The sequence below is a fragment of the Labrys sp. WJW genome, from assembly GCF_001676615.1.
Classification (GTDB): Bacteria; Pseudomonadota; Alphaproteobacteria; order Rhizobiales; family Labraceae; genus Labrys; species Labrys sedimenti.
In genome coordinates this window covers 1-24,088 of sequence record NZ_LYXZ01000048.1, presented here as the reverse complement: position 1 = coordinate 24,088, position 24,088 = coordinate 1, and the positions used below count along the sequence as shown (strand labels likewise).

20 protein-coding genes are annotated in these 24,088 nt (G+C 65.8%); 7 read left to right on the top strand and 13 right to left on the bottom strand.

Annotation, left to right across the window (positions count from 1 at the left end):
* Nucleotides 1–84: 84 nt before the first annotated feature.
* The gene (locus tag BA190_RS25875) at nucleotides 85–1,209 is read right to left on the bottom strand and encodes an efflux RND transporter periplasmic adaptor subunit (RefSeq protein ID WP_068294623.1); all 1,125 of its coding nucleotides are present in this window, start codon (nucleotides 1,207–1,209) and stop codon (nucleotides 85–87) included.
* A gap of 293 nt (nucleotides 1,210–1,502) precedes the next feature.
* Between BA190_RS25875 and BA190_RS25870 the strand changes: the two genes are divergently transcribed.
* On the top strand, nucleotides 1,503–2,024 hold the full coding sequence (locus BA190_RS25870) for a TetR/AcrR family transcriptional regulator (RefSeq protein WP_068294620.1): 522 nt from the start codon (nucleotides 1,503–1,505) through the stop codon (nucleotides 2,022–2,024).
* Nucleotides 2,025–2,055: 31 nt separating this feature from the next.
* Here the strand turns inward: BA190_RS25870 and BA190_RS25865 are convergent, their stop codons facing one another.
* Entirely contained in the window at nucleotides 2,056–2,982 is a 927-nt protein-coding gene (locus tag BA190_RS25865) for a LysR family transcriptional regulator (RefSeq protein ID WP_068294617.1), read from the bottom strand.
* A 92-nt stretch (nucleotides 2,983–3,074) separates the two neighbouring features.
* Between BA190_RS25865 and BA190_RS25860 the strand changes: the two genes are divergently transcribed.
* Nucleotides 3,075–3,950, top strand: coding sequence for an aldo/keto reductase family oxidoreductase (locus tag BA190_RS25860; protein ID WP_068294614.1), 876 nt, complete (start codon nucleotides 3,075–3,077; stop codon nucleotides 3,948–3,950).
* 327 nt (nucleotides 3,951–4,277) lie between these two features.
* On the opposite strand, the gene BA190_RS25855 is transcribed toward BA190_RS25860, so the two are convergent.
* The 3 genes from BA190_RS25855 to BA190_RS25845 form a co-directional block, all read right to left on the bottom strand.
* On the bottom strand, nucleotides 4,278–5,945 hold the full coding sequence (locus BA190_RS25855) for an OFA family MFS transporter (RefSeq protein WP_068294611.1): 1,668 nt from the start codon (nucleotides 5,943–5,945) through the stop codon (nucleotides 4,278–4,280).
* 103 nt (nucleotides 5,946–6,048) lie between these two features.
* Complete coding sequence (locus BA190_RS25850; protein WP_068294608.1) at nucleotides 6,049–6,858, bottom strand: SDR family NAD(P)-dependent oxidoreductase; 810 nt, start codon at nucleotides 6,856–6,858, stop codon at nucleotides 6,049–6,051.
* A gap of 193 nt (nucleotides 6,859–7,051) precedes the next feature.
* Nucleotides 7,052–7,975, bottom strand: a complete 924-nt coding sequence (locus tag BA190_RS25845; RefSeq protein WP_068294605.1) for a LysR family transcriptional regulator — start codon at nucleotides 7,973–7,975, stop codon at nucleotides 7,052–7,054.
* A 187-nt stretch (nucleotides 7,976–8,162) separates the two neighbouring features.
* Here BA190_RS25845 and BA190_RS25840 point away from each other — a divergent pair, with 187 nt between their 5' ends.
* Nucleotides 8,163–9,203, top strand: a complete 1,041-nt coding sequence (locus BA190_RS25840; RefSeq protein ID WP_068294602.1) for an aldo/keto reductase — start codon at nucleotides 8,163–8,165, stop codon at nucleotides 9,201–9,203.
* A gap of 91 nt (nucleotides 9,204–9,294) precedes the next feature.
* Nucleotides 9,295–9,879, top strand: coding sequence for a histidine phosphatase family protein (locus BA190_RS25835; RefSeq protein WP_245314957.1), 585 nt, complete (start codon nucleotides 9,295–9,297; stop codon nucleotides 9,877–9,879).
* Nucleotides 9,880–9,889: 10 nt separating this feature from the next.
* Here the strand turns inward: BA190_RS25835 and BA190_RS36515 are convergent, their stop codons facing one another.
* Nucleotides 9,890–10,138: a LysR substrate-binding domain-containing protein gene (locus tag BA190_RS36515; RefSeq protein WP_068294599.1), complete on the bottom strand. Its 249-nt coding sequence runs from the start codon at nucleotides 10,136–10,138 to the stop codon at nucleotides 9,890–9,892.
* 261 nt (nucleotides 10,139–10,399) lie between these two features.
* Here BA190_RS36515 and BA190_RS25825 point away from each other — a divergent pair, with 261 nt between their 5' ends.
* Nucleotides 10,400–11,272 (top strand): NAD(P)-dependent oxidoreductase, encoded by an 873-nt coding sequence (locus BA190_RS25825; protein ID WP_068294596.1) that lies wholly within the window; start codon nucleotides 10,400–10,402, stop codon nucleotides 11,270–11,272.
* A 32-nt stretch (nucleotides 11,273–11,304) separates the two neighbouring features.
* Here the strand turns inward: BA190_RS25825 and BA190_RS25820 are convergent, their stop codons facing one another.
* The 4 genes from BA190_RS25820 to BA190_RS25805 form a co-directional block, all read right to left on the bottom strand.
* The gene (locus BA190_RS25820; RefSeq protein WP_068294594.1) at nucleotides 11,305–12,033 is read right to left on the bottom strand and encodes a FecR domain-containing protein; all 729 of its coding nucleotides are present in this window, start codon (nucleotides 12,031–12,033) and stop codon (nucleotides 11,305–11,307) included.
* A 290-nt stretch (nucleotides 12,034–12,323) separates the two neighbouring features.
* On the bottom strand, nucleotides 12,324–13,835 hold the full coding sequence (locus BA190_RS25815) for a multicopper oxidase family protein (protein ID WP_068294591.1): 1,512 nt from the start codon (nucleotides 13,833–13,835) through the stop codon (nucleotides 12,324–12,326).
* 15 nt (nucleotides 13,836–13,850) lie between these two features.
* The gene (locus BA190_RS25810; protein ID WP_068294588.1) at nucleotides 13,851–16,190 is read right to left on the bottom strand and encodes a heavy metal translocating P-type ATPase; all 2,340 of its coding nucleotides are present in this window, start codon (nucleotides 16,188–16,190) and stop codon (nucleotides 13,851–13,853) included.
* Nucleotides 16,191–16,493: 303 nt separating this feature from the next.
* Nucleotides 16,494–17,648 (bottom strand): alpha-hydroxy acid oxidase, encoded by a 1,155-nt coding sequence (locus BA190_RS25805; RefSeq protein ID WP_068294585.1) that lies wholly within the window; start codon nucleotides 17,646–17,648, stop codon nucleotides 16,494–16,496.
* A gap of 313 nt (nucleotides 17,649–17,961) precedes the next feature.
* On the opposite strand from BA190_RS25805, the gene BA190_RS25800 reads away from it, so the two are divergent.
* Complete coding sequence (locus tag BA190_RS25800) at nucleotides 17,962–19,200, top strand: MFS transporter (RefSeq protein WP_068294583.1); 1,239 nt, start codon at nucleotides 17,962–17,964, stop codon at nucleotides 19,198–19,200.
* Nucleotides 19,201–19,210: 10 nt separating this feature from the next.
* Here the strand turns inward: BA190_RS25800 and BA190_RS25795 are convergent, their stop codons facing one another.
* The gene (locus BA190_RS25795; protein WP_068294580.1) at nucleotides 19,211–20,098 is read right to left on the bottom strand and encodes a LysR family transcriptional regulator; all 888 of its coding nucleotides are present in this window, start codon (nucleotides 20,096–20,098) and stop codon (nucleotides 19,211–19,213) included.
* Between the two features lie 255 nt (nucleotides 20,099–20,353).
* On the opposite strand from BA190_RS25795, the gene BA190_RS25790 reads away from it, so the two are divergent.
* On the top strand, nucleotides 20,354–21,853 hold the full coding sequence (locus BA190_RS25790; RefSeq protein WP_068294577.1) for a CoA-acylating methylmalonate-semialdehyde dehydrogenase: 1,500 nt from the start codon (nucleotides 20,354–20,356) through the stop codon (nucleotides 21,851–21,853).
* Nucleotides 21,854–21,942: 89 nt separating this feature from the next.
* Here the strand turns inward: BA190_RS25790 and BA190_RS25785 are convergent, their stop codons facing one another.
* Complete coding sequence (locus tag BA190_RS25785; RefSeq protein ID WP_068294573.1) at nucleotides 21,943–23,367, bottom strand: aldehyde dehydrogenase family protein; 1,425 nt, start codon at nucleotides 23,365–23,367, stop codon at nucleotides 21,943–21,945.
* A gap of 297 nt (nucleotides 23,368–23,664) precedes the next feature.
* Nucleotides 23,665–24,088, bottom strand: a 424-nt coding sequence (locus tag BA190_RS25780) for an FAD-binding oxidoreductase (RefSeq protein WP_156771703.1), incomplete at its 5' end; no start/stop codon positions are given.

The window sequence follows — 24,088 nt, the reverse complement described above, 5'->3', positions numbered from 1 at the left end:
ATTTGCAGAGTTGGGCCGTTTCCCCCGCTCGTGGGTGGAGCAGGCCGACTTTGCTTGGGGCGATACGAATGGGACGGGAAAAATTCATCGCGCCTGCTCCTCGACGGTTTCGACGACGACTTCGACGACCTGGCCGGGCCGCAGCAATTGGCCGCCGCGCACGACGACAGTCTCGCCATCGTCGAGCCCGGCCGACAGCACGATGTCCTGCGTGGTGTAGCGCTCGAGCGTGACAACCCGCGGTTCGACCGCATGGGTGTCGGCAGCGACAGTCCAGACAGCCGGCTTGCCCTGCCACTCGAACAGCGCCGAAGACGGCAGCACGAAACGTTTCTGGGCAGCGAGGCTAGCCTCGCCGCGCACCGCCGTGCCGAGCGACATGCCCGGCGGCGTCTCCTTGAGGCCGATCTTCACGCGGATCGTGCCCTTGCGGGCATCGACGATGGGTGAGATTTCCCTGACATGGCCGGTCGTCTTCACACTCGGATCAGCCACCAGCGTGATGCCGATCTCCGGTGAACCCGGCGGTTTGTCGATCAGGGCCTCGTAGACGTCGAAGACCGCGTCGCGCGGTCCGTCCTGGGCGATGCTGACCACGGTCTGGCCCGCCTGCACGACCTGCCCCGCCTCGGCGTTGCGTACCGTCACCGTGCCGGCGACGCCGGCGCGCAGATCCGCATAGCCGAGCTGCTCCTTGGCCTGCTCAACCTGTGCCGTCGCGGCCGCCACGGAGGCCTGGGCGACGCTGAGATTCTCCTGCGCGGCGTCGAGGCTGCTTTGCGAGGTGGCATTTGAGGTGATCAGTGTTTTCTGGCGCTGATATGCAGCCTGGCTCTGCTGGAGCTGCGCCTGGGCCGAAGCGAGCGCGGCATTGGCGGTATCGAGGGCGATGCGTTGCTCCTGCCCGTCGACGCGTGCCAGCACCTGGTCCGGCGTGACGTGATCACCGACATCCACCAGCCTTTCGACGATGCGCCCGCTCACGCGGAACGATATGTCGCTCTGCACCTGGGCCTCCACGTCGCCGGTCAGGCTGACGCTCGGCCGGTAATCGGCAACCCGCGCCGTCACCACGCCAACGCGGGCCGGCGCCCCTCCGCTCCAGGCGGCGGCGGGCAAGGTCATCGCAATCAGGCTTCCGAGCAGGACGGCGCGCTGCAACCTTACGGCGCGGCGCGGCCATGCGAGATTGCCGAGGTTTGAGATCATCGTCGTCCTCGCTGATTCATGCGAATGTCGTTCGATGGAGCCGCTTCGACGGGAAGGCCTGAGATCCTGCAATTGTAGCATCGTCCTCACCCGCTCCGCGGCGTCCAGAGGCCATGGTCCCCTCCCGGGACACCCGGTCGGGAACGATCATTTCACTTGTCGAGCGTTCCCATATCAACTAAAAACAAAACCGTCCAGACGGTTTTTATTGAACGGAGACCCTTTCAGGAATTATGCCCCAGTCTGCTTCCCCACCCCAGACCCTTCGCGCGCGGAAGTTGCAGCGGCGCAGCATGGAAACCATCGGGCAGATCCTGACCGCCACCATCGCGGTGATCGAGCGCATCGGCGTTCACAACCTCACCATCGATCTGGTGGCGGCGGAGGCCGGCGTCAGCAAGGGCGGCGTGCTGCACCACTTCCCGACCAAGACGGCCCTGATCGTCGCTGCCATGCGTCAGGATATGGAAACGCTGATGATGGAAATCGACGAAACCGCTGATGCGACCGTGAATTTCGCCTCGGCCCTGGCTCAGCTCGCCCGCCGTATTGCCCTGGAGGAAGGCGGCGTGTCCCCGGCGTTCCTGGTCACTGCCACCGAAATCCCGGAAGCGGCCACCGTGCTGGCCACCATGTTCAGCACGCTGGTCGAGAGAGCGGGCAAGGATGACAAGGCCGGCAGCATCAACTCGACCCTGGTGCTGTTCGCCTCCTATGGCATTCTCATCAGCATGGGCATGAAGTCCTTCCAGCCGAGTGCCGAGGAATTGGCCGCCCTGCTCGAAAAACTGGACGCCTTTGCCGCCAGAGCCTGACCCCGTCGTTCAAGCCCCCTCACCCGCCATGTCATTCATCGAGGCTCGGCCCGGAGCGTGGCACGGATGTCTTGATGAAATCGATGAAGGCCCGCAGCGGCGCAGGCACCAGACGTCGCCCGGGATAATAGAGGAAGGGGCCGGAGAAGCGTTGCCACCAGGGTTCGAGCACGGGTTCGAGCGCCCCGCTGCGGAAATAAGGGCGCAACCAGTCCTCGAACAGAAAAATGATGCCGGTGCCGGCGACTGCCGCATCGACGGCGAGGTCCGTTGCCGCGCCGACGCTCACCAGCAGCGGCCCGGTCGTATCGACATTCACGATCTCGCCATCACGCTCGAATTCCCATGCAGTCATTGCTCCGGATGAAAATCGGCCCCGCAGGCAGGCATGATCAAGCAGATCGCGCGGGTGCTCGGGCCGCCCCCGCCGATCAAGATAGCCAGGCGCCGCTCCAGCAGCAAAACGCTGAATCCGTGGCCCGATGGGCACGGCGATCATGTCCTGTTCCAGCCGCTCGTCGTAGCGGATGCCGGCATCGCAGCCGGCCGCCAACACATCGACGAAGCTGTCCTCGGCAATCACCTCCAGGCGGATATCGGGAAAAGCAGCGAGGAAATCGGGCACGATCGCCGGCAGCACCAGCCGCGCGGCGCTGACGGGCACATTGAGCCTGAGCGTCCCTGCCGGCCTGTCGCGAAAGCCGTTGACCACGTCCAGCGCCGCCTCGACCTCGGTCATGGCGGGCCCGAGCCGTTCGAGCAGGCGCTCGCCGGCCTCCGTGGCAGCGACGCTGCGCGTCGTGCGGTTCAGCAGCCTGACACCAAGCCGCGCCTCCAGCCGGCTTACCGCCTCGCTCAAGCCCGACGGGCTGGCCCCGCTCGCCCGAGCGCCGTCGCGGAATCCTCCGGCCCGCGCGACGGCCATAAAGGCATGGAGATCGTTGAGGTCAACTTTCACTGTTCGTAACTCCGAACAACCTGTCCGGATTATGGCCGATTGTCGGGCAAATTGACAGGTCTTAGCTTCACGGAACGAATAGGAGATCGGCCATGACCACAACCAAGCAACTCGATAGCTTCATCCTCGGCGACTGTGCCGTAAAGCGCCTCGGCTATGGCGCCATGCAACTTGCCGGTCCCGGCGTGTTCGGCCCGCCCAGGGATCAGGACGCAGCACTGGCTGTGTTGCGCGAAGCCGTCGCATCCGGCGTGAACCATATCGATACCAGCGACTTCTACGGCCCGCACATCACCAACCGGCTGATCCGCGAGGCCCTGCACCCCTACGCCGACGATCTCGTCATCGTCACCAAGGTGGGCGCACGGCGTGGCGAGGACGCGTCATGGCTTCCCGCCTTCTCGCGCGAGGCGCTCACCGAGGCGGTGCACGACAATCTGCGCAATCTCGGGCTGGACGTCCTCGACGTCGTCAACCTGCGCGTCATGTTCGACGTTCACGGGCCGGCCGAGGGATCGATCGAGGCGCCGCTCACCGTCCTGGCCGAGCTTCGCCAGCAGGGCCTGATACGGCATGTCGGATTGAGCAACGTCACCGCGGCGCAGATCGCCGAAGGACGCCGCATCTGCCCGATTGTCTGCGTGCAGAACCACTATAATCTCGCCCACCGGGCCGATGACGCCCTGATCGACGATCTCGCCCGCGAAGGTACCGCCTATGTGCCCTATTTCCCGCTTGGCGGGTTTACGCCGCTGCAATCCTCGACCCTGTCGGAAGTTGCCCAGCGCCTCGGTGCCTCGCCCCTGCAGGTCGCGCTCGCCTGGCTCTATCGCCGCGGGCCCAACATTCTGCTGATCCCCGGCACGTCTTCCGTCGCGCATCTGCGCGCCAACCTCGCCGCGGCAGAGCTCGACCTGCCGGCAGACGAGGTCGCCACTCTCGATCGGGTTGCGGCAAGCCGTTCCTAGAGCAAAGCGCGTTTAGACGGAAACGCTGTTTTGCTCTCGCTCTTTGGTTCGACGCGTCTTTGCGATTCGAGATGATTCCATCTAATCGCAAAACGCTCTAGGGGGAGCAAGTGACCCGCCTGGAAGGCTCACTCAAGCACTTCGAGGTTGCTCGACCTTTGTCGTTGCCGGGCTTGACCCGGCAATCCAGCTCGACGCTCCATGGTTCGCGTGCGGCTTCTGAGATAACCGGGTCAAGCCCGGCTATGACAATTCGGAGCGTTTCCCCCTTGAATGGATCGCATTCCCGTTGCCGTCTCGCTCTTTCGCGAGACGGGACATTTCGGGCTAGTGGAACAGCTTCAGCGCATTGGAGAAGGTGATCCATACGCCCCAGAGGATGGGAATGCCGACGGCCAGCCAGGCCAGGGCAGCCGAGCCGTTCAACCCGCCCCGCCCGATGCCCGAGGAGCTCCCCTCCTGCGTCCCGCCGCGCTTTTGCAGGGCCGCGACCTCGGCATCGCTCATGAACCAACGGGACGCCACCGGCTTGATCATGAGATTGATGACGAAGCCGACGGCGAGCATGCCGGCGAGGATGTACATGGTGCGATCATAGACCTGGGCTCGGGGCACGCCCGCGGCGATCTGGGCATCGCGAATGTAATTGATCACCACCGGCCCGACGATCCCCGCCGTCGACCACGCCGTCAGCAGACGGCCATGGATGGCGCCGACGAACTGGGTGCCGAACATGTCGGCGAGATAGGCGGGCACCGTCGAGAACCCACCGCCATACATCGAAACGATCACGCAGAAGAAGGCGACGAACACCGCCAGCAGCCCGGCATGGGCGGCCCAGGGCGCCGAGGCATAGAGCACGATGCCGAGGCCGAAGAAGGTGGCATAGGTAAGCTTGCGGCCGAGCTTGTCGGAGAGCGAGGCCCAGAAGAAACGCCCGAAGATGTTGAACAAAGAGAGCAGGCCGACGAAGCTTGCCGCGATGGTGGCGACCAATTTGGCCTGCCCGGCATCGAGCGCACCGAAGGCGATCTCGGGCTTGCCGATCAGCGAACCGGCGAAGATCTCCTGCAGCATCGGCGAAGCCATGCCGAGCACGCCGATGCCGGCGGAGACGTTGAGGCAGAGCGCGGCCCAGATCAACCAGAATTGCGGGGTCTTGTGGGCATTGGACAGATGCACATGGCCCGAGGTGATCATTGCCTTGGTGCTTTCGGGCGGCGTCCAGCCCTCCGGACGCCAGCCCGCCGGCGGCACGCGATAGCCGAAGGCGCCCGCCATCATGAAGACGAAATAGATCACCGCCAATGTCACGAAGGTCTGCCAGACGCCGACACCATCGGCGCTCTTGAAATGGTTCATCAGGATGTCGGCCAGGGGCGAGCCGATCATCGCACCGCCGCCGAAGCCCATGATCGCCATGCCGGTGGCCATGCCGCGCCGGTCCGGGAACCACTTGACCAGGGTAGAGACGGGGGAGATGTAGCCGAGGCCCAGGCCGATGCCGCCGATCACGCCCGAGCCCAGCCAGATCAGCCAGAGCTGGTGGATGTAGACGCCGACCGCCGAGATGAGCAGTCCGCCGCACCAGCACAGGGCGGCCACGACACCGGCCTTGCGCGGCCCGGCGCGCTCCAGCCAGCCGCCCCAGATGGCGGCGGCCGAGCCGAGCAGCACGAAGAAGAGCGTATAGGTCAAGGTGAGGTCGGAGACACGCCAGTCGCAACTCGTTGTGAACAGGGCCCGCCCGAGACCGGCGAGCGCTCCCCAGAAGCCGGGATCGACCGCGCAGGCCACCGGCTTGCTGATGCCGAGTGCCTGTCCTAGAGGCAGCCAGAAGACGCTGAAGCCATAGGCCATGCCAATGCACAAATGGATGGCCAGTGCCGCAGGGGGCACGAGCCAGCGATTGAAGCCCGGCCGTGCCACGATGCGTTCACGATCCAACAAACCAGGCGCCAGGCCCCCAGCCTCGGCAGAAGCGCTACTATTCATTGGTGTTTCCTCAATATTTTCTTCTTAATTTCGCGGTTAAAGCGCCGCCTTCGCGCGCAAACTTCCACGAAACTGAGGATCACGCAACGTCTGAGCCTCGGCTTTACTGAGCCAGATAGCCTCCATCCACCGGAAGCGTATGGCCGGTCACCATGGCGGCACCCGGACCGGCGAGGAAGAGAATGGCCGGGGAGACCTCATGCGGCTCGGCGATGCGGCGCAACGGCGTCATCGCCTCGATGCGCTGCATCAGTTCTGGCTGGGCCAGTAGTGGCGCGATGAAGGGCGTACGAACATAGGTGGGGGCAACCGCATTCACACGGATGCGATGCGGCGCCCATTCCACCGCCAGGGCGCGGGTGAGATTGACGATGGCGCCCTTGGTGGTCTGGTAGGAGATGTTCGGATAGACGCCACCGCCCGACAGGGCCATGATCGAGGCGGTGTTGATGATCGCCCCACCCTGCCCGGCCGCGATCATATGGCGGGCCGCGGTGCGCGCGCACAGGAAGACGCCGGTCATGTTGACGGCCACCACCTTGTCCCACGCTTCCAGGCTGAGATCCACCGCCGCATCACGGATGGCGAGGCCGGCATTGTTGACGAGGATGTCGATATGGCCGTGGCGGGCGGCGATCTCGGTGAAACGCGCCGTTACCTCGGCCTCATCGGTCACGTCCATGACGAGCGTTTCGGCGCGGTGCGCGCCCCTGACGCTTGCCAGCACGTCCTCGCCCACCGGCGCACGATCGAGAATGACGACCTCGGCCCCAGCCGCGGCCAGGGCCTGCGCCGCCGCCAGCCCGATGCCGCTGCCGCCGCCGGTCACGGCCGCGACCTTGCCTTCCAGCCCGTAAAAGCCGGTCAGGCTGACTGCGTCGCCCTGTCCCGCCGGATGTCCCTGTTCGCCCATGGTCGTTTCCCCTAAGCAGGATTTCCCAATACTCTCCGCGAACGGACAATAGTGAAAAACCCTGCAAGTATTTGAAATATCGCAGGTTCTCCTGGTTCGATCCTGCTCATTCTTGAATTGCCACGTTCCCCGAAGCGGCGATGCGACGCCGACTCAAAAGTCCGACCATTCATCTGTGGCACCAAACCCGATGCTACGGAAGGCCGGAAACACCGGATTGACGCAGATGCTCGGCACAGGCCTCCACAAAGGCGCGCAGCTTGGGCTGGCTCCGGCTGGTACGGGGAAAATAGACGAAAAGGCTGTCGCCGGCCGGCGAAAATTCCTCCAGCACCGTCTCCAACAGACCCTGGGTGAGTTCACCGGCCGCCTGCAGGGTCGAGCCGTAGAGCAGCCCCATGCCTTGTACGGCCAGGGTACGCAGCAACCAGGGATCATTGGCGACGATGGTGCCGGGTGGCTCGATACTGAGCGCCTGGCCGTCCCGCTCGAATTCCCAGCGATAGATGTCGCCGACATCCGGCCGCCGGTAACGCAGGCATTGGTGCCGGGCGATGTCTTCGGGGACTTGCGGCCGGCCGTGCCGGGCGAGATAGGCCGGAGAGGCCATCACCATCCAGCGAAAGGGCGGTGTCACCCGCACGGCGATCATATCCTTGTCGATGAACTCGCCGACACGGATGCCGGCATCGAAGCCACCCTCGACCAGCTCTGCATGGGTGGAATCCACTGTCACGTCGACATGCACCTCCGGCCAGCGCTGCTGAAACAGCGGCAGCACCGGCTCGAGCACATGCACGAGCGCCATGCGATGCACCAGCAGACGCAGCGTGCCCGAGGGCTTGGCCCGCGACTGCACGAGATCGTCCAGCGCGCCCAGGATGGTCTCGGCCGCAGGCCCGAGCTGGGCCAGGAGGCGCTCGCCCTCCTCGGTCAGGGCAAGGCTGCGCGTGGTGCGGTGCAGGAGCGGCAAGCCGAGCCGGCGCTCCAGCCCCTGCAGCGCCTGGCTCACCGCCCCGGCAGTAACGCCGAGCTCGATGGCTGCTGCGCGGAAGCTGCCCCGGCGCACAATGGCGAGGAATTCGGACAAGCCGTCGAAGGGGTCGCTACGTGCCATCTCTGCGTCATTGGAATGGAATACGGTTCGACTGTATAGCACAGCTATACAGCGTGTGGAGCCGGCGCCGGCTTATGGCCTCGCCAGCAGGGGTCTATCTTCGAAGCGTGGCTGGGAGCCGGGCTCCCGCCCCTTGCCTGCCGCCTGAGCGGCAGCTTCCATCCCCTTGATTCATGGATCTCATCTCATGCGCTACAAGACACTTGGCAGCAGCGGCCTCTTCGTATCCGAGCTTTGCCTGGGCACCATGACCTTCGGTGGCGGCAACGAGTTCTGGAACACGATCGGCACGCTCGACCAGCGCCTGGCCGACGGCATCGTCGCCCGCGCCCTCGATGCCGGCATCAATTTCATCGACACCGCCGATGTCTATTCGGGCGGGCTGTCGGAAGAAATCACCGGACGGGCCATCGTCAATTCCGGCCGCAAGCGCTCCGATGTCGTGCTCGCCACCAAGGCGCTCGGCACGGTCGGCCCGGGGCCGAACGACCGCGGCGCCTCGCGCGGCCATATCATGGACGCGGTCAAGGCCAGCCTGAAACGGCTCGGCACCGACTATATCGATCTCTACCAGATCCACGGCCTCGACCGCTTCACGCCGATCGAGGAGACCATGCGTGCCCTCGACGATCTCGTAAGGCAGGGGCACATCCGCTATGTCGGCATCTCGAACTGGTCTGCCTGGACGATCATGAAGGCCCTCGGCCTTGCCGACCGGCATGGCTGGACGCGGCCCTCCACCCTGCAAGCCTACTACACCATCGCCGGGCGTGACCTCGAACGCGAGATCGTACCGCTGCTGGAGGCTGAGAAGCTCGGCCTGATGGTGTGGAGCCCGCTCGCCGGCGGCCTGCTCTCGGGCAAGATCGATCGCGACGGCAAAGGCCCGGACGGCGCGCGCCGGACCAATTTCGACTTTCCGCCCGTCGACAAGGACCGAGCCTTCGCCTGCATCGATGTGATGCGCGAGATCGCGCAGGCCCACAACGTGTCCGTTGCCCGCATCGCCCTCGCCTTCGTGCTGCATCGGCCCTTCGTGATGTCGGTGATCATCGGCGCCAAGTCCATCGAGCAACTCGACGACAATCTGGCCGCCACCGATGTCGTGCTGAGCACCGACGAACTCGCCCGCCTCGATGCAGTCAGTGCCCTGCCGCGCGAATATCCCGGCTGGATGATCGAGCGTCAGTCGGCAATGCGGCTGCCCGAGCCCCAGGGTCGCGCCTGAGGCCATCAGCCCGAAGGGGATGGCAATCGCCGTTCCCTTCGGACAGGATGAACGGCGAGAATTCGATGCTTCGACTGCCGGAGACCGACGCTTGGCCGCCACCAGGATCGCCTATTTCATCACGCATGCGGAAGTCGAGATCGACCCGGCAATCCCGGTGCCGCAATGGCCGCTCTCGGCCAGGGGTCGGGCCCGGCACGAGGCCTTCAACCGGCATGGTTTCGTCACGCGCATCAGCACCGTCTACACCAGTGACGAGCGCAAGGCGCGTGACGGCGGCGACATCCTGGCCGGTCATCTCGGTCTGCCCGTACAGGTGATACCAGCCCTGCATGAGAATGACCGCGCGGCGACCGGATTCCTGCCGCCGCCCGAATTCGAAGCCACCGCCGACGCCTTCTTCGCCAATCCGGAGCTCAGCATTCGCGGCTGGGAACGCGCCATCGACGCCCAGAACCGTATCGCCGCTGCCGTTGACGCCATCCTTGCAGCCGATCGCGGCCATGGCGACATCGCCATCGTCGCCCATGGCGGGGTCGGCGCGCTCCTGCTCTGCCACCTCCTGTCCGTTCCGATCGACCGTCGCTACGACCAGGCGGCGGGCGGCGGCAACTATTTCAGCTTCGAAGCGGCGACGCGACGGCTGCTGCAGGGCTGGACGCGCATCGAACCTTGAATTCGGCGGCTCAAGGCTCGGCTCTGTCCAGACAGAATTCGTGCTCCAGCCAGGCTGCCAAGGCACGCTGGGGCCTGCCCAGCTGCCGGCCTGCGGGCATCACCAGCCAGTAGGCCGTCTCCAAGGAACGGACCAGCGGATCGAACGGCCGGACCAGCCGACCGCTCGCGAGATGCTCCTCGATCAGCCTGCTGCGCCCCATGGCAACGCCCTGCCCGCTCAAAGCGGCCTGGAGCGTGACATTCCTGGAGCGCGACATTGTAGTCGGTGAGCTGGACGATCCGGGCCGTGTCGAGACCGATGCCGACGGTTCGCGCCCGGACCTGCCACTCCGCGGCGCGCCTGGTGAACAGCAGCGGGTAGGCCACCCGGTCTTCCGGCTGCCTCAGGCCCATGCCAGTCGCAAGCAGCGCGGGGCTGAGCTTGCACCAGCTCCGGCCCGCACAATCGTTCAAGATCGCCGTCAGGCCGAGGGATAGGATCCCTTCCTTGAACATTTCAGGACGAGAAAAGCGTCATCATGCCTGTCGGCTTCATCGGTCTCGGCGTCATGGGGGAACCCATGGCGCTCAATCTCGCACGGGCGGGAACGCCCCTGCTGGTCTGGAACCGCTCCCCGGATAAATGCGCCAGCCTGCAGGCTGCCGGCGCCGAGGTGGCGGGCAGCCTCGACGAGGTCTTCGCCAGGGCGCGCATCGTGATCCTGATGCTGGCGGATACGGCTGCAATCGATGCGGTGCTCGGTCGCGGCACGGCGGATTTCAACAGCCGGGCCGCCGATCATATCATCGTGCAGATGGGCACGATCTCGCCCGAGGATTCGCGCCGGCTCGACCAGAAAATCCGCAGCGCCGGCGGCCACTATGTCGAAGCCGCGGTTTCCGGCTCCCGCAAGCCGGCCGAGGCCGGGCAGCTCGTGGGCATGCTGGCGGGCGATGCCGGCGCTCTCGCGGAGATCCGCCCCCTGATCGGCGCGATGTGCCATCAGGCTTTCGACTGTGGCGCGGTCCCCGGCGCCTTGACGATGAAGCTGGCCGTCAACCTGTTCCTGATCACCATGGTGACGGGCCTGGCCGAGGCCGTCCATTTCGCCGAACGGCATGGTCTCGACATGCGGCAATTCCAGGCCATCCTCGATGCCGGCCCGATGGCAAGCCAGGTCTCCCGCATCAAGCTGCAAAAACTGGTCGAGGGTGATTTCGCGGTGCAGGCCTCGATCACCGACGTCCTGAAGAACAATCGACTGGTTGCCGAAGCCGCCCGCCGTGCGGGGCTCGCCTCGCCCCTGCTCGACCTCTGCCATGCCCTCTATGGCGAGACACAAGGTCTCGGCCTGGGTGGCGCCGACATGGCTGCCGTCATCCGGGCCATCGAGACGCGATCGGTGCATTGAACAAGGCAAGAATATCCCGTGACGCAACCGGACTACTTCGGGGCGGGGTGACTGCCGCCTGATGTGTGATCCGACGGCTTGCCACCACCGCCCGGCGACGGCATGTCCCCCTCACCCGAGGGCGAGACGTCACTGCCGCCAAACGTGTGGCGCGGCCCGACCACGGTGCCCCAAGCCTCGCCGATGCGCAGGCGGCTCCAGGGCGCCGGCTTGGCTGGTGGCGCCTGCATGCTGGCAAGCTCCGTGCCGAAGCCAGGGGTGAGACGCACAGTTCCCCCTTTGGTGGCGACGTCGACAACGCCATCCTCGACATAGACGCCGAACTTGCCCCAGCTCGGCCCGGCGAAAAACCGAGTGCCGCGCGCGGCGATCAGGCCAAACGGCGTCGTAACGCCGAGCTCGCCCGAGGGGCGGTCATGCGGGCGGTCAAACAGAATAGAACCGCGCTCGAGCACCAGCTTGCCGCCGCGATCGACCAGGAACTTGTCGATACGCACCCTCGTGCGGGCGCCCAGCAGCAGACGGGTGGCGTCACCAAGCTGCGCCGACAACCGCGCGCTCTCGCCGGTCGCCAGGAGATCATTGAGATAGACGGGGTCGCCGACCGCAAGGAGACGGGTACGGCCACGGGCCTGCGCGGTGCTTTCGCCGCTGGCTCCCAGGATCGAGCCCGCCTCCACGGCTGCCCGGGCCAGCACTCTCTCCGGCCGTATTCCGGCAAGCAACAGGCCAGCCAGGAGGGAACGGCGGTGGATCGGCATGATGAAGCTTTCCAGACGAGGGTGTTGGCGGATCAGCGGGAAACCGGACCCGACACCGCCAAGTCGGCGGCTTCCTCCTGCCGGGACAATTCGCTTCGACGAATGTCCGCAGATGATGATACCGCTCTATTCTTGATGTGTTCGCTTCTTCCGGCACCGGCCGCAAAGTAAGTTCCTCGAGTTCCTTGCTTGCGGCCAGTCATTTATCCTAGCTGAAACCCTTTCGTCTACAAGCCCCTCGAACTCATGCAGAAGACTTAGGCTTTTACCGGCGAAGGCGGGCGATCGGATCAGGCCCGCACCTCCACGACTCCCATCATTCCCAGTTGCTCATGTTCGAGGATATGGCAGTGATACATACGCAGCCCTGGATGGTCCTGCCGCACCAGCAGACGCACGGTTTGGCCGCGCGCGACATTGATGGTGTCCTTCCAGGCGCGATAAGGCGCCTTGCTCGCCCGGCCATCCCGTTCTGTCTCCACGGGCTGGAACTGCGTGCCGTGCAGATGGAAGGGGTGATCCATGTCGGCGAGATTGGCGATCTCCCACAATTCGGTCTGCCCCGCCTTGGCGACGAGGTCGACCCGGTTCATGTCGAAGGCGACGCCGTTGATGAGAAAGCCCATCTTCATGCCGCCTTCCCCCATCGACATGGTCTCGGTGAATTCGAGGCGGCGCCTCACGACGGGCTGGCCGAGATCGGCAATGCTGCGCAGCTTCGCCGGCAGGGGCGGTGGCGGTTCGGCCTTGTCCGCCGTCACGTCGATGGTCATCACATCAGCGGCAGTGTCGGGCCGTCCCGGCCCCATCCAGCCGTGATCGACGTCCTCCGTCCTGAGCATCAGCCGTCCCGGCACGTCGAAGGCGACGATGATTTCCGCCCGTTCGGCGGGAGCGAGAGCGATTGTCCGGAGCCCGGTCACCGGTGCTTCCAGAAGGCCGCCATCGCTGCCGATCAGGGTGACCGGCGCTTCGCCGAAATTGAGATGCAGGAAGCGCGCATTGCTGGCATTGAACAGGCGGAAGCGCCGCCGGCTGCCGGCGGGCAGCGTCAGGACGGGCTTCTTCTGGCCGTTGACCAGGACATGGTCGCCGACCCGCCCGTTCATCAGGTCCGCCATGCTATTGGCCGGGATCGAGCCATCCGACGCCAGCCGCAGATCGGTGAAGAACAGCGGCGTGTCGCCATAGGCGGCCGGGATCGGATCCTGCCGGGGCTTGACGATGAAAGCCCCGGCGAGACCGCGATAGACCTGCTCGGCCGTACGGCCATGGGGGTGGGGATGATACCAGTAGCTGCCGGCGCTGCCCTCAGGAAGTTCGAAGGTGTAGAGCCGATCGGCGCCGGATAACACCGGATCCATGGGATTGCCGTCCTGGTCCGCCGGCACCGGCATGCCATGCCAATGGATGGTGGTCTCCTCGCCCGGCAGGCGATTGGCAAAGCGAATGGCGACCTTGTCGCCCTCGGTCACTTCGATCAGGGGGCCGGGCGTCTCGCCGTCATAGGCGAGGATGGGCGTCTCGATCCCCTCGGCAAAGCGGACGGTGGCGGGCCTGGCCGTGAGTTCGGCCTCGAAACGTTCGGGCCCGCTGGCCCGGTTGGCGAGGCGAGGCAGGTCGCGCAGCGGCGCTCCCTCCGGCAGCGTGGGCAAAGGCCCGGGAGCCGCCATCTTGCCGTCCCCAGGCGACATGCCCGGCATGTCCATGCCATGCTTGGAATGATCCTGCATCTGCGCCGCGGCCGGTCCCGAAATTACCAGGGCGGCAACGCCGGAGAGCAGAAATTCACGTCTGTTCATAGCTATGATCCTTGTTCAAAGCTGGCGCGTGCGCAGCCGCAGCGCATTGGCGATCACGCTGACGGAGGAGAGCGCCATGGCGGCTGCCGCGAAGATAGGCGACAGCAGGATGCCGAAGAGGGGGTAGAGCACGCCGGCCGCGACAGGCACGCCGGCCGCGTTGTAGACGAAGGCGAGGAAGAGGTTCTGACGGATATTGGCCATGGTGGCCTGCGACAGCCGCCTTGCCCGCACGATGCCTAGGAGATCACCCTTGACCAGGGTGACCCCGGCGCTCTCGATCGCCACATCCGTGCCCGCGCCCATGGCGATGCCGACATCGGCCGCCGCCAGGGCCGGCGCATCGTTGACCCCGTCGCCGGCCATGGCCACCACCTTGCCCTCGCGCTTGAAGGCCTCGACCAGCGCGCTCTTGCGTTCGGGCAGGACCTCGGCCTCGACGGCATCAATGCCGAGCCGGCGGGCGATGGCCTCGGCGGTAGCGCGGTTGTCCCCTGTGACCATCACGACATGGATGCCCTCTTCACGCAAAGCCGCCAGGGCGGCCGGCGTGGTTTCCTTGACCGGATCGGCAATGGCGAGCAGGCCGGCCAGGCGACCGTCGATGGCGGCGAAGATCACCGTCGCCCCGTCCTGACGCAGCCGGTCGGCTTCCGCAGCCAGGGCGACCGCGACACCTTCCTGCGCCATGAAGGCCGCATTGCCGAGGAGAACCAGCTGACCCTCGACGGTCCCCCGCGCACCCTTGCCCGTGGGGGAGTCGAAATCCACAACCGCAAACAAGGCGAGGCCCTTCGCCTCCGCCGCCGCGACCACGGCCCGGGCCAGCGGATGTTCGGAAGCCCGCTCCACGCTGGCCGCCAGCCGCAGCAAGTCGTCCTCGCCAAAGCCTTCGGCGGGCCAGATGGCGGTGAGGGTCGGGTGCCCTTCGGTGAGCGTGCCGGTCTTGTCGACCACCAGGGTGTCGACCTTCTCCAGCCGCTCCAGCGCTTCGGCATTGCGGACCAGCACGCCGAGGCCCGCGCCCTTGCCGACGCCGACCATGATCGACATCGGCGTCGCCAGGCCGAGAGCACAAGGGCAGGCGATGATCAGGACGGTAACTGCAGCGACCAGGCCATAGGCCAAGCGAGGCTCCGGCCCGAAGATCGCCCAGGCGGCAAAGGCCGCCGCCGCGATCAGGATGACCAGGGGCACGAACCAGCCGGCCACCTGGTCGGCCAGGCGCTGGATCGGCGCACGCGAGCGCTGCGCCTGCGACACCATCTGGACGATCTGGGCCAGCATGGTGTCGCCCTCGACCTTGTCGGCCCGGATCACCAAAGCGCCGGTCTGGTTGAGCGTACCGCCGATGACGCTGTCGCCGACGGCCTTGGCCACCGGCATGGATTCGCCGGTCACCAGCGCCTCGTCGAGTGAGGAGCGCCCCTCCAGCACAGTGCCGTCCACCGGCACCTTCTCGCCGGGACGGATGCGCAGGCTGTCGCCGACCGCCACCTTGTCGAGCGTGATCTCCTCCTCCGAGCCATCCGGCCGGATCAGCGTCGCCGTCTTCGGCGCGAGGTTGAGCAGAGCCCGGATCGCTCCTGACGTATGTTCGCGGGCCCTGAGTTCGAGCACCTGGCCGAGCAACACCAGCACGGTGATCACCGCGGCCGCCTCGAAATAGACGGCGACGCTGCCGTCATCACCACGGAAGGCGTCGGGGAACAGGCCGGGTGCGAGCACCGCCACCAGGCTGTAGACCCAGGCGATGCCGGTGCCCATGGCGATCAGGGTGAACATGTTGAGGCTGCGGCGCAGCACGGACTGCCAGCCGCGGACGAAGAAAGGCCATCCACCCCACAGCACCACGATGCTGGCCAGGACGAGCTGGATCCAGGCCGATCGGGCCGGCGGCACCAGATGATGCAGCGCCGGGACGAGATGAGCCCCCATCTCCAGAATGAAGACCGGCAGGGTCAGCACCAGGCTGACCCAGAAACGGCGCGTCATCTCGGCGAGCTCGGGATTGGGGCCGGCTTCGGCCGTGACCTGCAGCGGCTCGAGCGCCATGCCGCAGATCGGGCAGGACCCCGGCCCTTCCTGCCGGATCTCGGGATGCATCGGGCAGGTATAGATCGTGCCCGCGGGGGCTACAGGTGTGGGTTTGCGCTCGCCAAGATACCGTCCCGGCTCCGCCTCGAATTTCGACTTGCAGCCGGCCGAGCAGAAATAATAGGGGTGCCCTTCATGCTGAATGGAATGCTTGGCGGTCGCCGGGTCCACATCCATGCCGCAGACCGGGTCCTTCACGCCGGAATGTGCCCCGGCATGATCGTGGTGGTGGCCGTGATGATGGTGATGGTCGTTCATCAGCCCGTCCCATGCTTCTCAATCGATTCGCGCTGGTCTCCCAGCCTTCGGGAACAGGGCGTAAGGCTTGACATCATGGGAAGGTCAAGAGAGTTTTCGGAAAGCTGACGATTTGTTTTGGCTTCGGTGTTTCACCCCTCATCCCCCTGCCGGGACCTCCTCCCGCAGGGGGAGAAGGAAATTAGATGGCCGGGGAAGGCGGCCGATGAACCCGGTCAAAGCACGCGACCTTTCAGGATCGAACCCCTTCTCCCCCTGCGGGAGAAGGTCCCGGCAGGGGGATGAGGGGGTGATACGCCTCGATCAGCCCACCGCCCGCACATGCTCGGGCTGCAGTTCATCGAGGCTGCTCACGCCCAGCATGGCCATGTTGCGCGCGATTTCCGCCTGCAGGAGGCCGAAGGCGTGGCGGACGCCGCCCTCCCCGCCGACGGCAGCGGCGAACAGGAAAGGGCGCCCGATGAAGACGAAATCGGCCCCGAGCGCCAGCGCCTTGAGGACATCCGTGCCCCGGCGGAAGCCGCCATCGATCAGCACAGCCATCCCGCCGGCTGCCGAAACGGCCTCGCGCAGGACCGTCATGGGAGCGACCGCCATATCGAGCTGGCGCCCGCCATGGTTGGAGATCCAGACACCGTCGACGCCTCTTTCGCGCGCAATCGCAACGTCTTCGGGGGCAAGGATGCCCTTCACCACCAGCTTGCCGCGCCATAATTGCCGGATGAGGTCGAGATGGCCCCAGTCGAGGCCGTCACGAGCGCCGATGTCGCGTACCGCGTTGCGGGATAACAGGGTCGGCCCGCGAAAGGCATCCATGTTCTCGAAGCGCGGCATGCCGCCGGCCAAAGTGCGGGCAAAGGTACCCAGCGACCAGGATGGATGGGTGATACCGTCCCAGAACAATCTCAGGCTCGGCTTCAAGGGCGTCGAAAAGCCGGTACGGGCATTGTTCTCGCGATTGGCGGCAACCGGCACGTCGGCTGTGAGCACCAGCGTTTCAAAGCCCGCGGCCGCCACGCGCGCCACCATGCGGCTGATGCGTTCGGGTTCGCCCGGCAGATAGGTCTGGAACCAGCGGGCCCCGCCCTCCTCGGCCAGCCTCTCCAGGGGAATCAGCGAGGTGGCGCTGGCCACCATCAGGGCGCCCTCGGCAGTTGCGGCCTTGGCGAGCGCAAGGTCGCCTTGGAAGGTGGCGAGGCCCGACAGCCCCATGGGCGCAATGCCGACCGGCAGGGCATAGGCGTGGCCGAACAGGGCATGGCGCGTCGACCGGGCCCTGGTATCGACGAGAATGCGCGGCACCAGCCCGAGGGCAGCCAACGCCCGGCTGTTGCCGGCATGCGCGGCATTCGTCTCGGCGGCACCGGCATAATAGCCATAGATCTGGCGCGGCAGATGCCGGCGGGCCGCCGGCTCGAAATCCGCGAGCGCCAGGAAACGCCGCAGCGGCCGCGGCACAGTGGTTTCAACGCGGCGGGCGGTGACTACAGTCCGGGAATGCGAATTGTCCGGCACTCTTCCTGCTTTTCTCCAGCCCGCCCCGTTTCCGCGTCGTTGCCCCTTATCCCTTGGCGCAAGCAGCACCCCTTCGTCAATCAAGGTCGAAGGACATATCACCCGATGCGCCAAGTATACCGTACAGTGAGTGTACAGGCCGGCCATTCGGGTGAATCGTCCCTGCCGTCTATCGAGCTCTCAAAAAAGGGATGAAGCGGCGCCGGCGGGAACGCGATCGCCCTCTCCCCGGAGCAAAACGCTATAGGGAATAGAAATGGCCCTGTCCGATCCGATCAAAGCCAGGCCCGCCTTCAGCCGCCAGACGCTGCTTATCCTGTCCGCCGCTATCGTCCTCAGCGCAGCCATGGGCATCCGGCAGACCTTCGGCCTTTTCGTCGAGCCTTTCTCACTCGACCGGGGCCTTCCCGTCACCCTGATCGCCTTTGCCATCGCCATCCACAATCTGGTCTGGGGGGCCGCGCAACCCTTTGCGGGGGCCGCGGCCGACCGCTATGGCTCCGCACCGGTGGTGGCATTCGGTGCCGCCACGTTCGCCCTGGGTCTCGGTATTGCGGCCATGGCGCCCTCGGGAATCATGCTGGTCCTCGGTCTCGGTATCCTCGTCGGCATCGGCATCGGCTGCACGGCCTTCGGTGTCGTGCTGACTGCGGTCGGCCGCGGGGCCCCGCCCGAAAAACGCAGCATGGCGATGGGCATCGCCAGCGCCGGCGGCTCGTTCGGGCAGGTTGCAATAGTTCCCCTGGCCCAGGTCGTCTCGGCATATTCGGGCCTGTCCACGGCCCTCGTCGTGCTGGCGCTGGTCATGCTGGCCGCCTCCCCCTTCGGCCTGTTCCTGGACGGGCGGCCGCGACAGGGTGCAGCCGAGAGAGAAGAAGCTGCCCTGCCGCTGAGGGCCGCGCTCGAACAGGCACTCAGCCATCGCGGCTATTGTCTTCTGACGCTCGGCTTCTTCACCTGCGGCTTCCAGCTCGCCTTCATCGCCACCCACCTGCCCGGCTATCTCTCGCTCTGCCACATGCCCTCGGGAACCGGCGCCAAGGCGCTTGCCTTGATCGGCCTGTTCAACATGGCGGGCAGCTGGGCTTGCGGCTGGCTCGGCGGCCGCTACCGGCAGCACCTGGTGCTCGGCTGGCTCTATCTGATCCGGGGCATCGCCATCGCCGCCTTCTTCCTGGCGCCGAAATCGGACGCCTCGGTCACCCTTTTCGCCGCCGTGATGGGCCTGACCTGGCTCGGCACGGTTCCCCTGACCAGCGGTCTGGTCGCCAAGGTCTTCGGCGTGCGCCATCTCGGCACCCTGTTCGGCATCTGCTTTCTCAGCCACCAGGTCGGCTCGTTCCTGGGCGCCTGGCTCGGCGGCCTGACCTTCGACCTCACCGGCTCCTACGAGGTGATCTGGTGGGCGACAGCCCTTGCAAGCTTCGTTGCGGCGGCGCTGCATTTTCCGATCAACGATACGCCGCAAGTCGTGGCGGCTTCGGCGCAGGCATAAAGGGCTCCCCTCAATCCAGGGCGAAATGGGCCCGCTCGGCCCGGACGCGCAGAGTGATGTAGTCGGCGACGGCGGCGACGCGGCGGGTGTTGTGCGTGTCCGGATGGGAGACGAGCCAATAGCTGCGGGTAAAACGCGTATCCGGCAGCAGGCGGGTGAGCTCGGGGTATTGCCGGGCGGCATAGTCGTGCAGGATGCCGATGCCGTGGCCGGCCCTGACAGCTTCCATCTGCGCAACCACGCTGCCGCATTCGAAGCGCCGGCGCATCAGCCTGCCCAGCGTCTCGGCATAGTCGAGCGCCCGGCTGTAGACGAGATCGTCGACATGGGTGACGAAGAGGTGCCCGGCGAGATCGTCCTCGCGGATGATGGGGGCGCTCTCTGCGAGATAGCGCCTGGAGGCATAGACGCTGAGCGTATAGTCAGTTAGCTTCTTGACCATCAGCCGCCCCTGCACGGGACGGTCCAGCGTCACCACGATGTCGGCCTCCCGGCGTGAGAGCGAGAAGGTTCGCGGCAGCGGCACCAGCTGAACCACCAGTTCCGGGTGGCGGGCCGCCAGGGCGCCCAGTTCATGCGAGAGGAAATAGTTGCCCAGGCCATCCGGTGCGCCGACACGCACGGTGCCGCTGATCTCCGCCGTGGTGCCGGAGACGAGCGCACCGACTCGCAGGAATTCGGATTCGGCCTTTTCCGCCGCCACGAGCAGGGCGTCCCCGGCCGCTGTCAGCGTGCAGCCCTGGGTCTGGCGCTCGACCAGCCTCGCACCGAAGGTCTCCTCCAGCGCCGTGAGCTGGCGACCCACGGTGGCATGGTTGAGCCCGAGCTGGCGCGCCGCGCCGAGCAACTGCCCGCTGCGCGCCACTGCCAGGAAGATGCGGATGTGATCCCAGTTCATGCGGGGTCCGATTCCGGGTGCACGGGCATCCTGCCCGTCCTTGGAAACGCAGCGGATGCCGAAAAGGGGGGGAACGGGCATCGCGACATGCCAGCATGTCACTGAGATGCCCGTGCACCCCGGGAAGATCATCTATTGATGACTTTAATTTTTGCACATCGGAAGTGCAATTCCTCTCATTGCTGTGCGAACGGATCAATTGCATAGATCGCGCCGAACGCCGCCCACCGGCAGGCGAAGGACAGGAGGAAGAGGATGACGCGCGAGATCTCCCATTTCATCGGCGGCAAGCTGGTCGCCGGCCGCAGCGGCCGCAAGGCGGCGGTCTACAATCCCGCCACTGGCGAGGCCGCGGCCGAAGTCGCCCTCGCCTCCGTTGCCGAAGTGCGAGAAGCCTCCGCCGCCGCCAAGGCCGCCGCTCCCGGCTGGGCTGCCACCACGCCGCTGCGCCGTGCCCGCATCCTCAACAAGTTCCTGCACATCCTGGAAGAGCGTACCGACGAACTCGCCGCCGTGATCACGGCCGAGCACGGCAAGGTGCTGTCGGATGCCAAGGGCGAGATCCAGCGCGGCATGGAAGTGGTGGAGTTCGCCACCTCCGCGCCCCAGCTTCTCAAGGGCGAGGTGACGGAGAATGTCGGCACCCGCGTCGACAGCCATTCCCTGCGCCAGCCGCTCGGCGTCGTCGCCGGCATCACACCGTTCAACTTCCCCGCCATGGTGCCGATGTGGATGTTCCCGGTGGCGCTGGCCTGCGGCAATTGCTTCATCCTCAAGCCCTCGGAACGCGATCCCTCCGCTTCGCTGCTGCTCGCGCAGTGGCTCAAGGAAGCCGGCCTGCCGGACGGCGTCTTCAACGTAGTCCAGGGCGACAAGGAAGCCGTCGACGCCATCCTCACCGATCCCGATATCTCGGCCGTCAGCTTCGTCGGCTCCACGCCGATCGCCCGCTACATCTACGAAACCGCCTCGCAGAACGGCAAGCGCTGCCAGGCTCTGGGCGGCGCCAAGAACCACATGATCGTGATGCCCGACGCCGACATGGACCAGGCCGTCGATGCCCTGATGGGCGCGGCCTATGGCTCGGCCGGTGAACGCTGCATGGCGATCTCGGTGGCCGTGCCGATCGGCGAAGCCACCGCCGAGGCCCTGCTTGCCAAGCTCGAACCCCGTGTGCGCGCCCTCAAGATCGGGCCCGGCACCGATCCGGAAGCCGAGATGGGCCCGCTCGTCACCAAGCAGCATCTCGACAAGGTGCGCGGCTATGTCGACACCGGCGTCGCCGAAGGCGCCAGGCTGGTGGTGGACGGCCGCGGCTTCACCATGCAGGGCTATGAGAACGGCTATTATCTCGGCGGCACGCTGTTCGATGGCGTGACCACCGACATGACGATCTACAAGGAAGAGATCTTCGGCCCGGTGCTCGCCGTGGCCCGCGCACCCGACTATGCCACTGCTGCCCGTATGATCAACGAGCATGAGTTCGGCAACGGCACCGCGATCTTCACCCGCGACGGTGACGCCGCCCGCGAATTCGCCCACCAGATCCAGGTCGGCATGGTCGGTATCAACGTGCCGATCCCGGTGCCGATGGCGTTCCACTCCTTCGGCGGCTGGAAGTCCTCGCTGTTCGGCGACCACCATATGCACGGCGCCGAGGGCGTGCGCTTCTACACCAAGCTCAAGACCATCACGAGCCGCTGGCCCACCGGCATTCGCGCCGGGGCCGACTTCGTGATGCCGACGATGAAGTAATCGACACATCGAACGAAGAACGCCGCCGGAGGGCAATTCCGGCGGCGTTTTGTTGCGTTACGGGCCGACGCCCGCGTCCGACAATCCCATCAGGGGCGATGCACCGTCTTCACCTCGAGGAAGTCCTCCAGGCCGAAGATGCCGCCTTCGCGACCGTTGCCGGACTGCTTGTAGCCGCCGAAGGGGCTGCCATAGCGATGCGGGCCGCCATTGATGTGGACCATGCCGGCACGCAGGCGTCCCGCCACCCGCTCGGCCCTTTTGTCGTCGCCTGTCTGCAGATAGGCGGCCAGGCCGTAATTGGTGTCGTTGGCGAGCTCGATCGCCTGCTCCTCGGTGTCGAAGGGAATGATCGACAGCACCGGCCCGAAGATCTCCTCGCGGGCAATGCGCATGTTCGGGTCGACATTGGCGAAGATCGTCGGCTTGACGAAATAGCCCTTCTCGAAACCTTCCGGCTTGCCCGGGCCGCCGATGAGCACGCGGGCGCCCTCGGCGACGCCGGCCTCGATCAAGGCCTGCACGCGACCGAACTGGATATCGCTGACCAGCGGGCCGATATGCTCGCCTTCCTGCTTGGGATCGCCGACGGCCTGCGTCTTGCCGGTGCGCTCGGCGATGTCGACGACCTTGTCGTAGACTGAGCGCTGCACCAGCATGCGGGTCGGCGCATCGCAGGATTGGCCGGAATTGTTGAAGCATTCCAGAACGCTGCCGGCGACACGATCCTCCAGGTCCGCATCCTCGAAGATGATGTTGGGCGACTTGCCGCCTAGCTCGAGCGTGACGCGCTTGACTGTCTCGGCCGCGTCCTTGCTGACGGCGATGCCGGCGCGGGTCGAACCGGTGAAGGACATCATGTCGATGTCCTTGTGCTTGGAGAGGGCAGCGCCGACGGAGGGACCGTCACCGTTCACCAGGTTGAACACACCGGCGGGGAAGCCGGCCTCTTCCACCATCTCGGCGTAGAGCAGCGCGTTGAGCGGGGTGAATTCGCTTGGCTTGAGCACGCAGGTGCTGCCTGTGGCCAGAGCCGGCACCACCTTGAGCGCGATCTGGTTGATCGGCCAGTTCCAGGGCGTGATCAGGCCGCAGACGCCGATCGGCTCGCGCAGCACCACGTCGCCATTGGGCAGGGTGTCGCGGGCCTTGAGATGACGCAGCGCGTCGATGAACCCCTGCAGATGGCCGACGCCGACATCGGCCTGCTGGGCCCGGCTCATCGAGATCGGCGCGCCGAGTTCGAGCGTGATGGTCTGGGCCATCTCCTCGTAGCGGCGCTTGTAGACTTCGAGCAGCTTTTCCAGCAGCGCCAGGCGCTCTTCGACGCTGGTGCGCGAATAGGTGGCAAAGGCCTTCTTGGCGGCGGCAACAGCCTTGTCGACATCGGCGGGCGTGCCCATCGAGATCACCGCGACCGGCTGCTCGGTGGCCGGATCCAGCACCTGCAGATCATTGGGAACGACGGGATCCACCCACTTGCCGTCGATGAAGAACTTGCGCTTGTCGAGCATCTCTCACTCCCTGATTGCGGAGGCGGTCCCTCGCCCCTCGTGAATATGTCGGACTTACACTGCCTCAGCACGCCGATCCACTGGAACAGCCATCATGTCGCAGGTGCGATGGTAGCGTGTCGAGGTCCCGACGAATGTGACCTCAATTCAAGATATCCCGGCCTTTGTCATTGCCGGGCTCCAACCCGGCAATCCATGAGGCGCCTGCCGGGAAAAGCGATCTCCGGATGCACCGGGACAAGCGCGGGCATGACAAGAGGCAAGTCCGTCCCGATCGAACATCTTTTTGAACCGGCCTCAAAGGCCGAACTTGTCGCGCAGACCGTACCACCAGGCCCCGAGCAAGGTGAGTGGCACCCGGAAGGTCTTGCCGCCCGGGAAAGGATAATAAGGCAGGCTGCTCCAGACATCGAAGCGCCCGGCCTGGCCGGCGACGGCCTCGCCCAGGATCTTGCCGAGCAGGTGGGTGGTGGTCACGCCGTGCCCGCTGTCGCCATGCGAGAAATAGATGCTCGGCGACAGGCGACCCATATGCGGGATGCGCGTCAGGGTCAGGGCGAAATTGCCGCTCCAGGCATAGTCGAAGCGGATATTGGCGAGCTGCGGGAAGGTCCTGGCGAGGCTTGGCCGGATCTTGGCCTCGATGCTGGCCGGATCGCCCCCGCCATAGACGATGCCGCCGCCGAAGAGCAGGCGGTTGTCGGCGGGGCGGCGGGAAAAA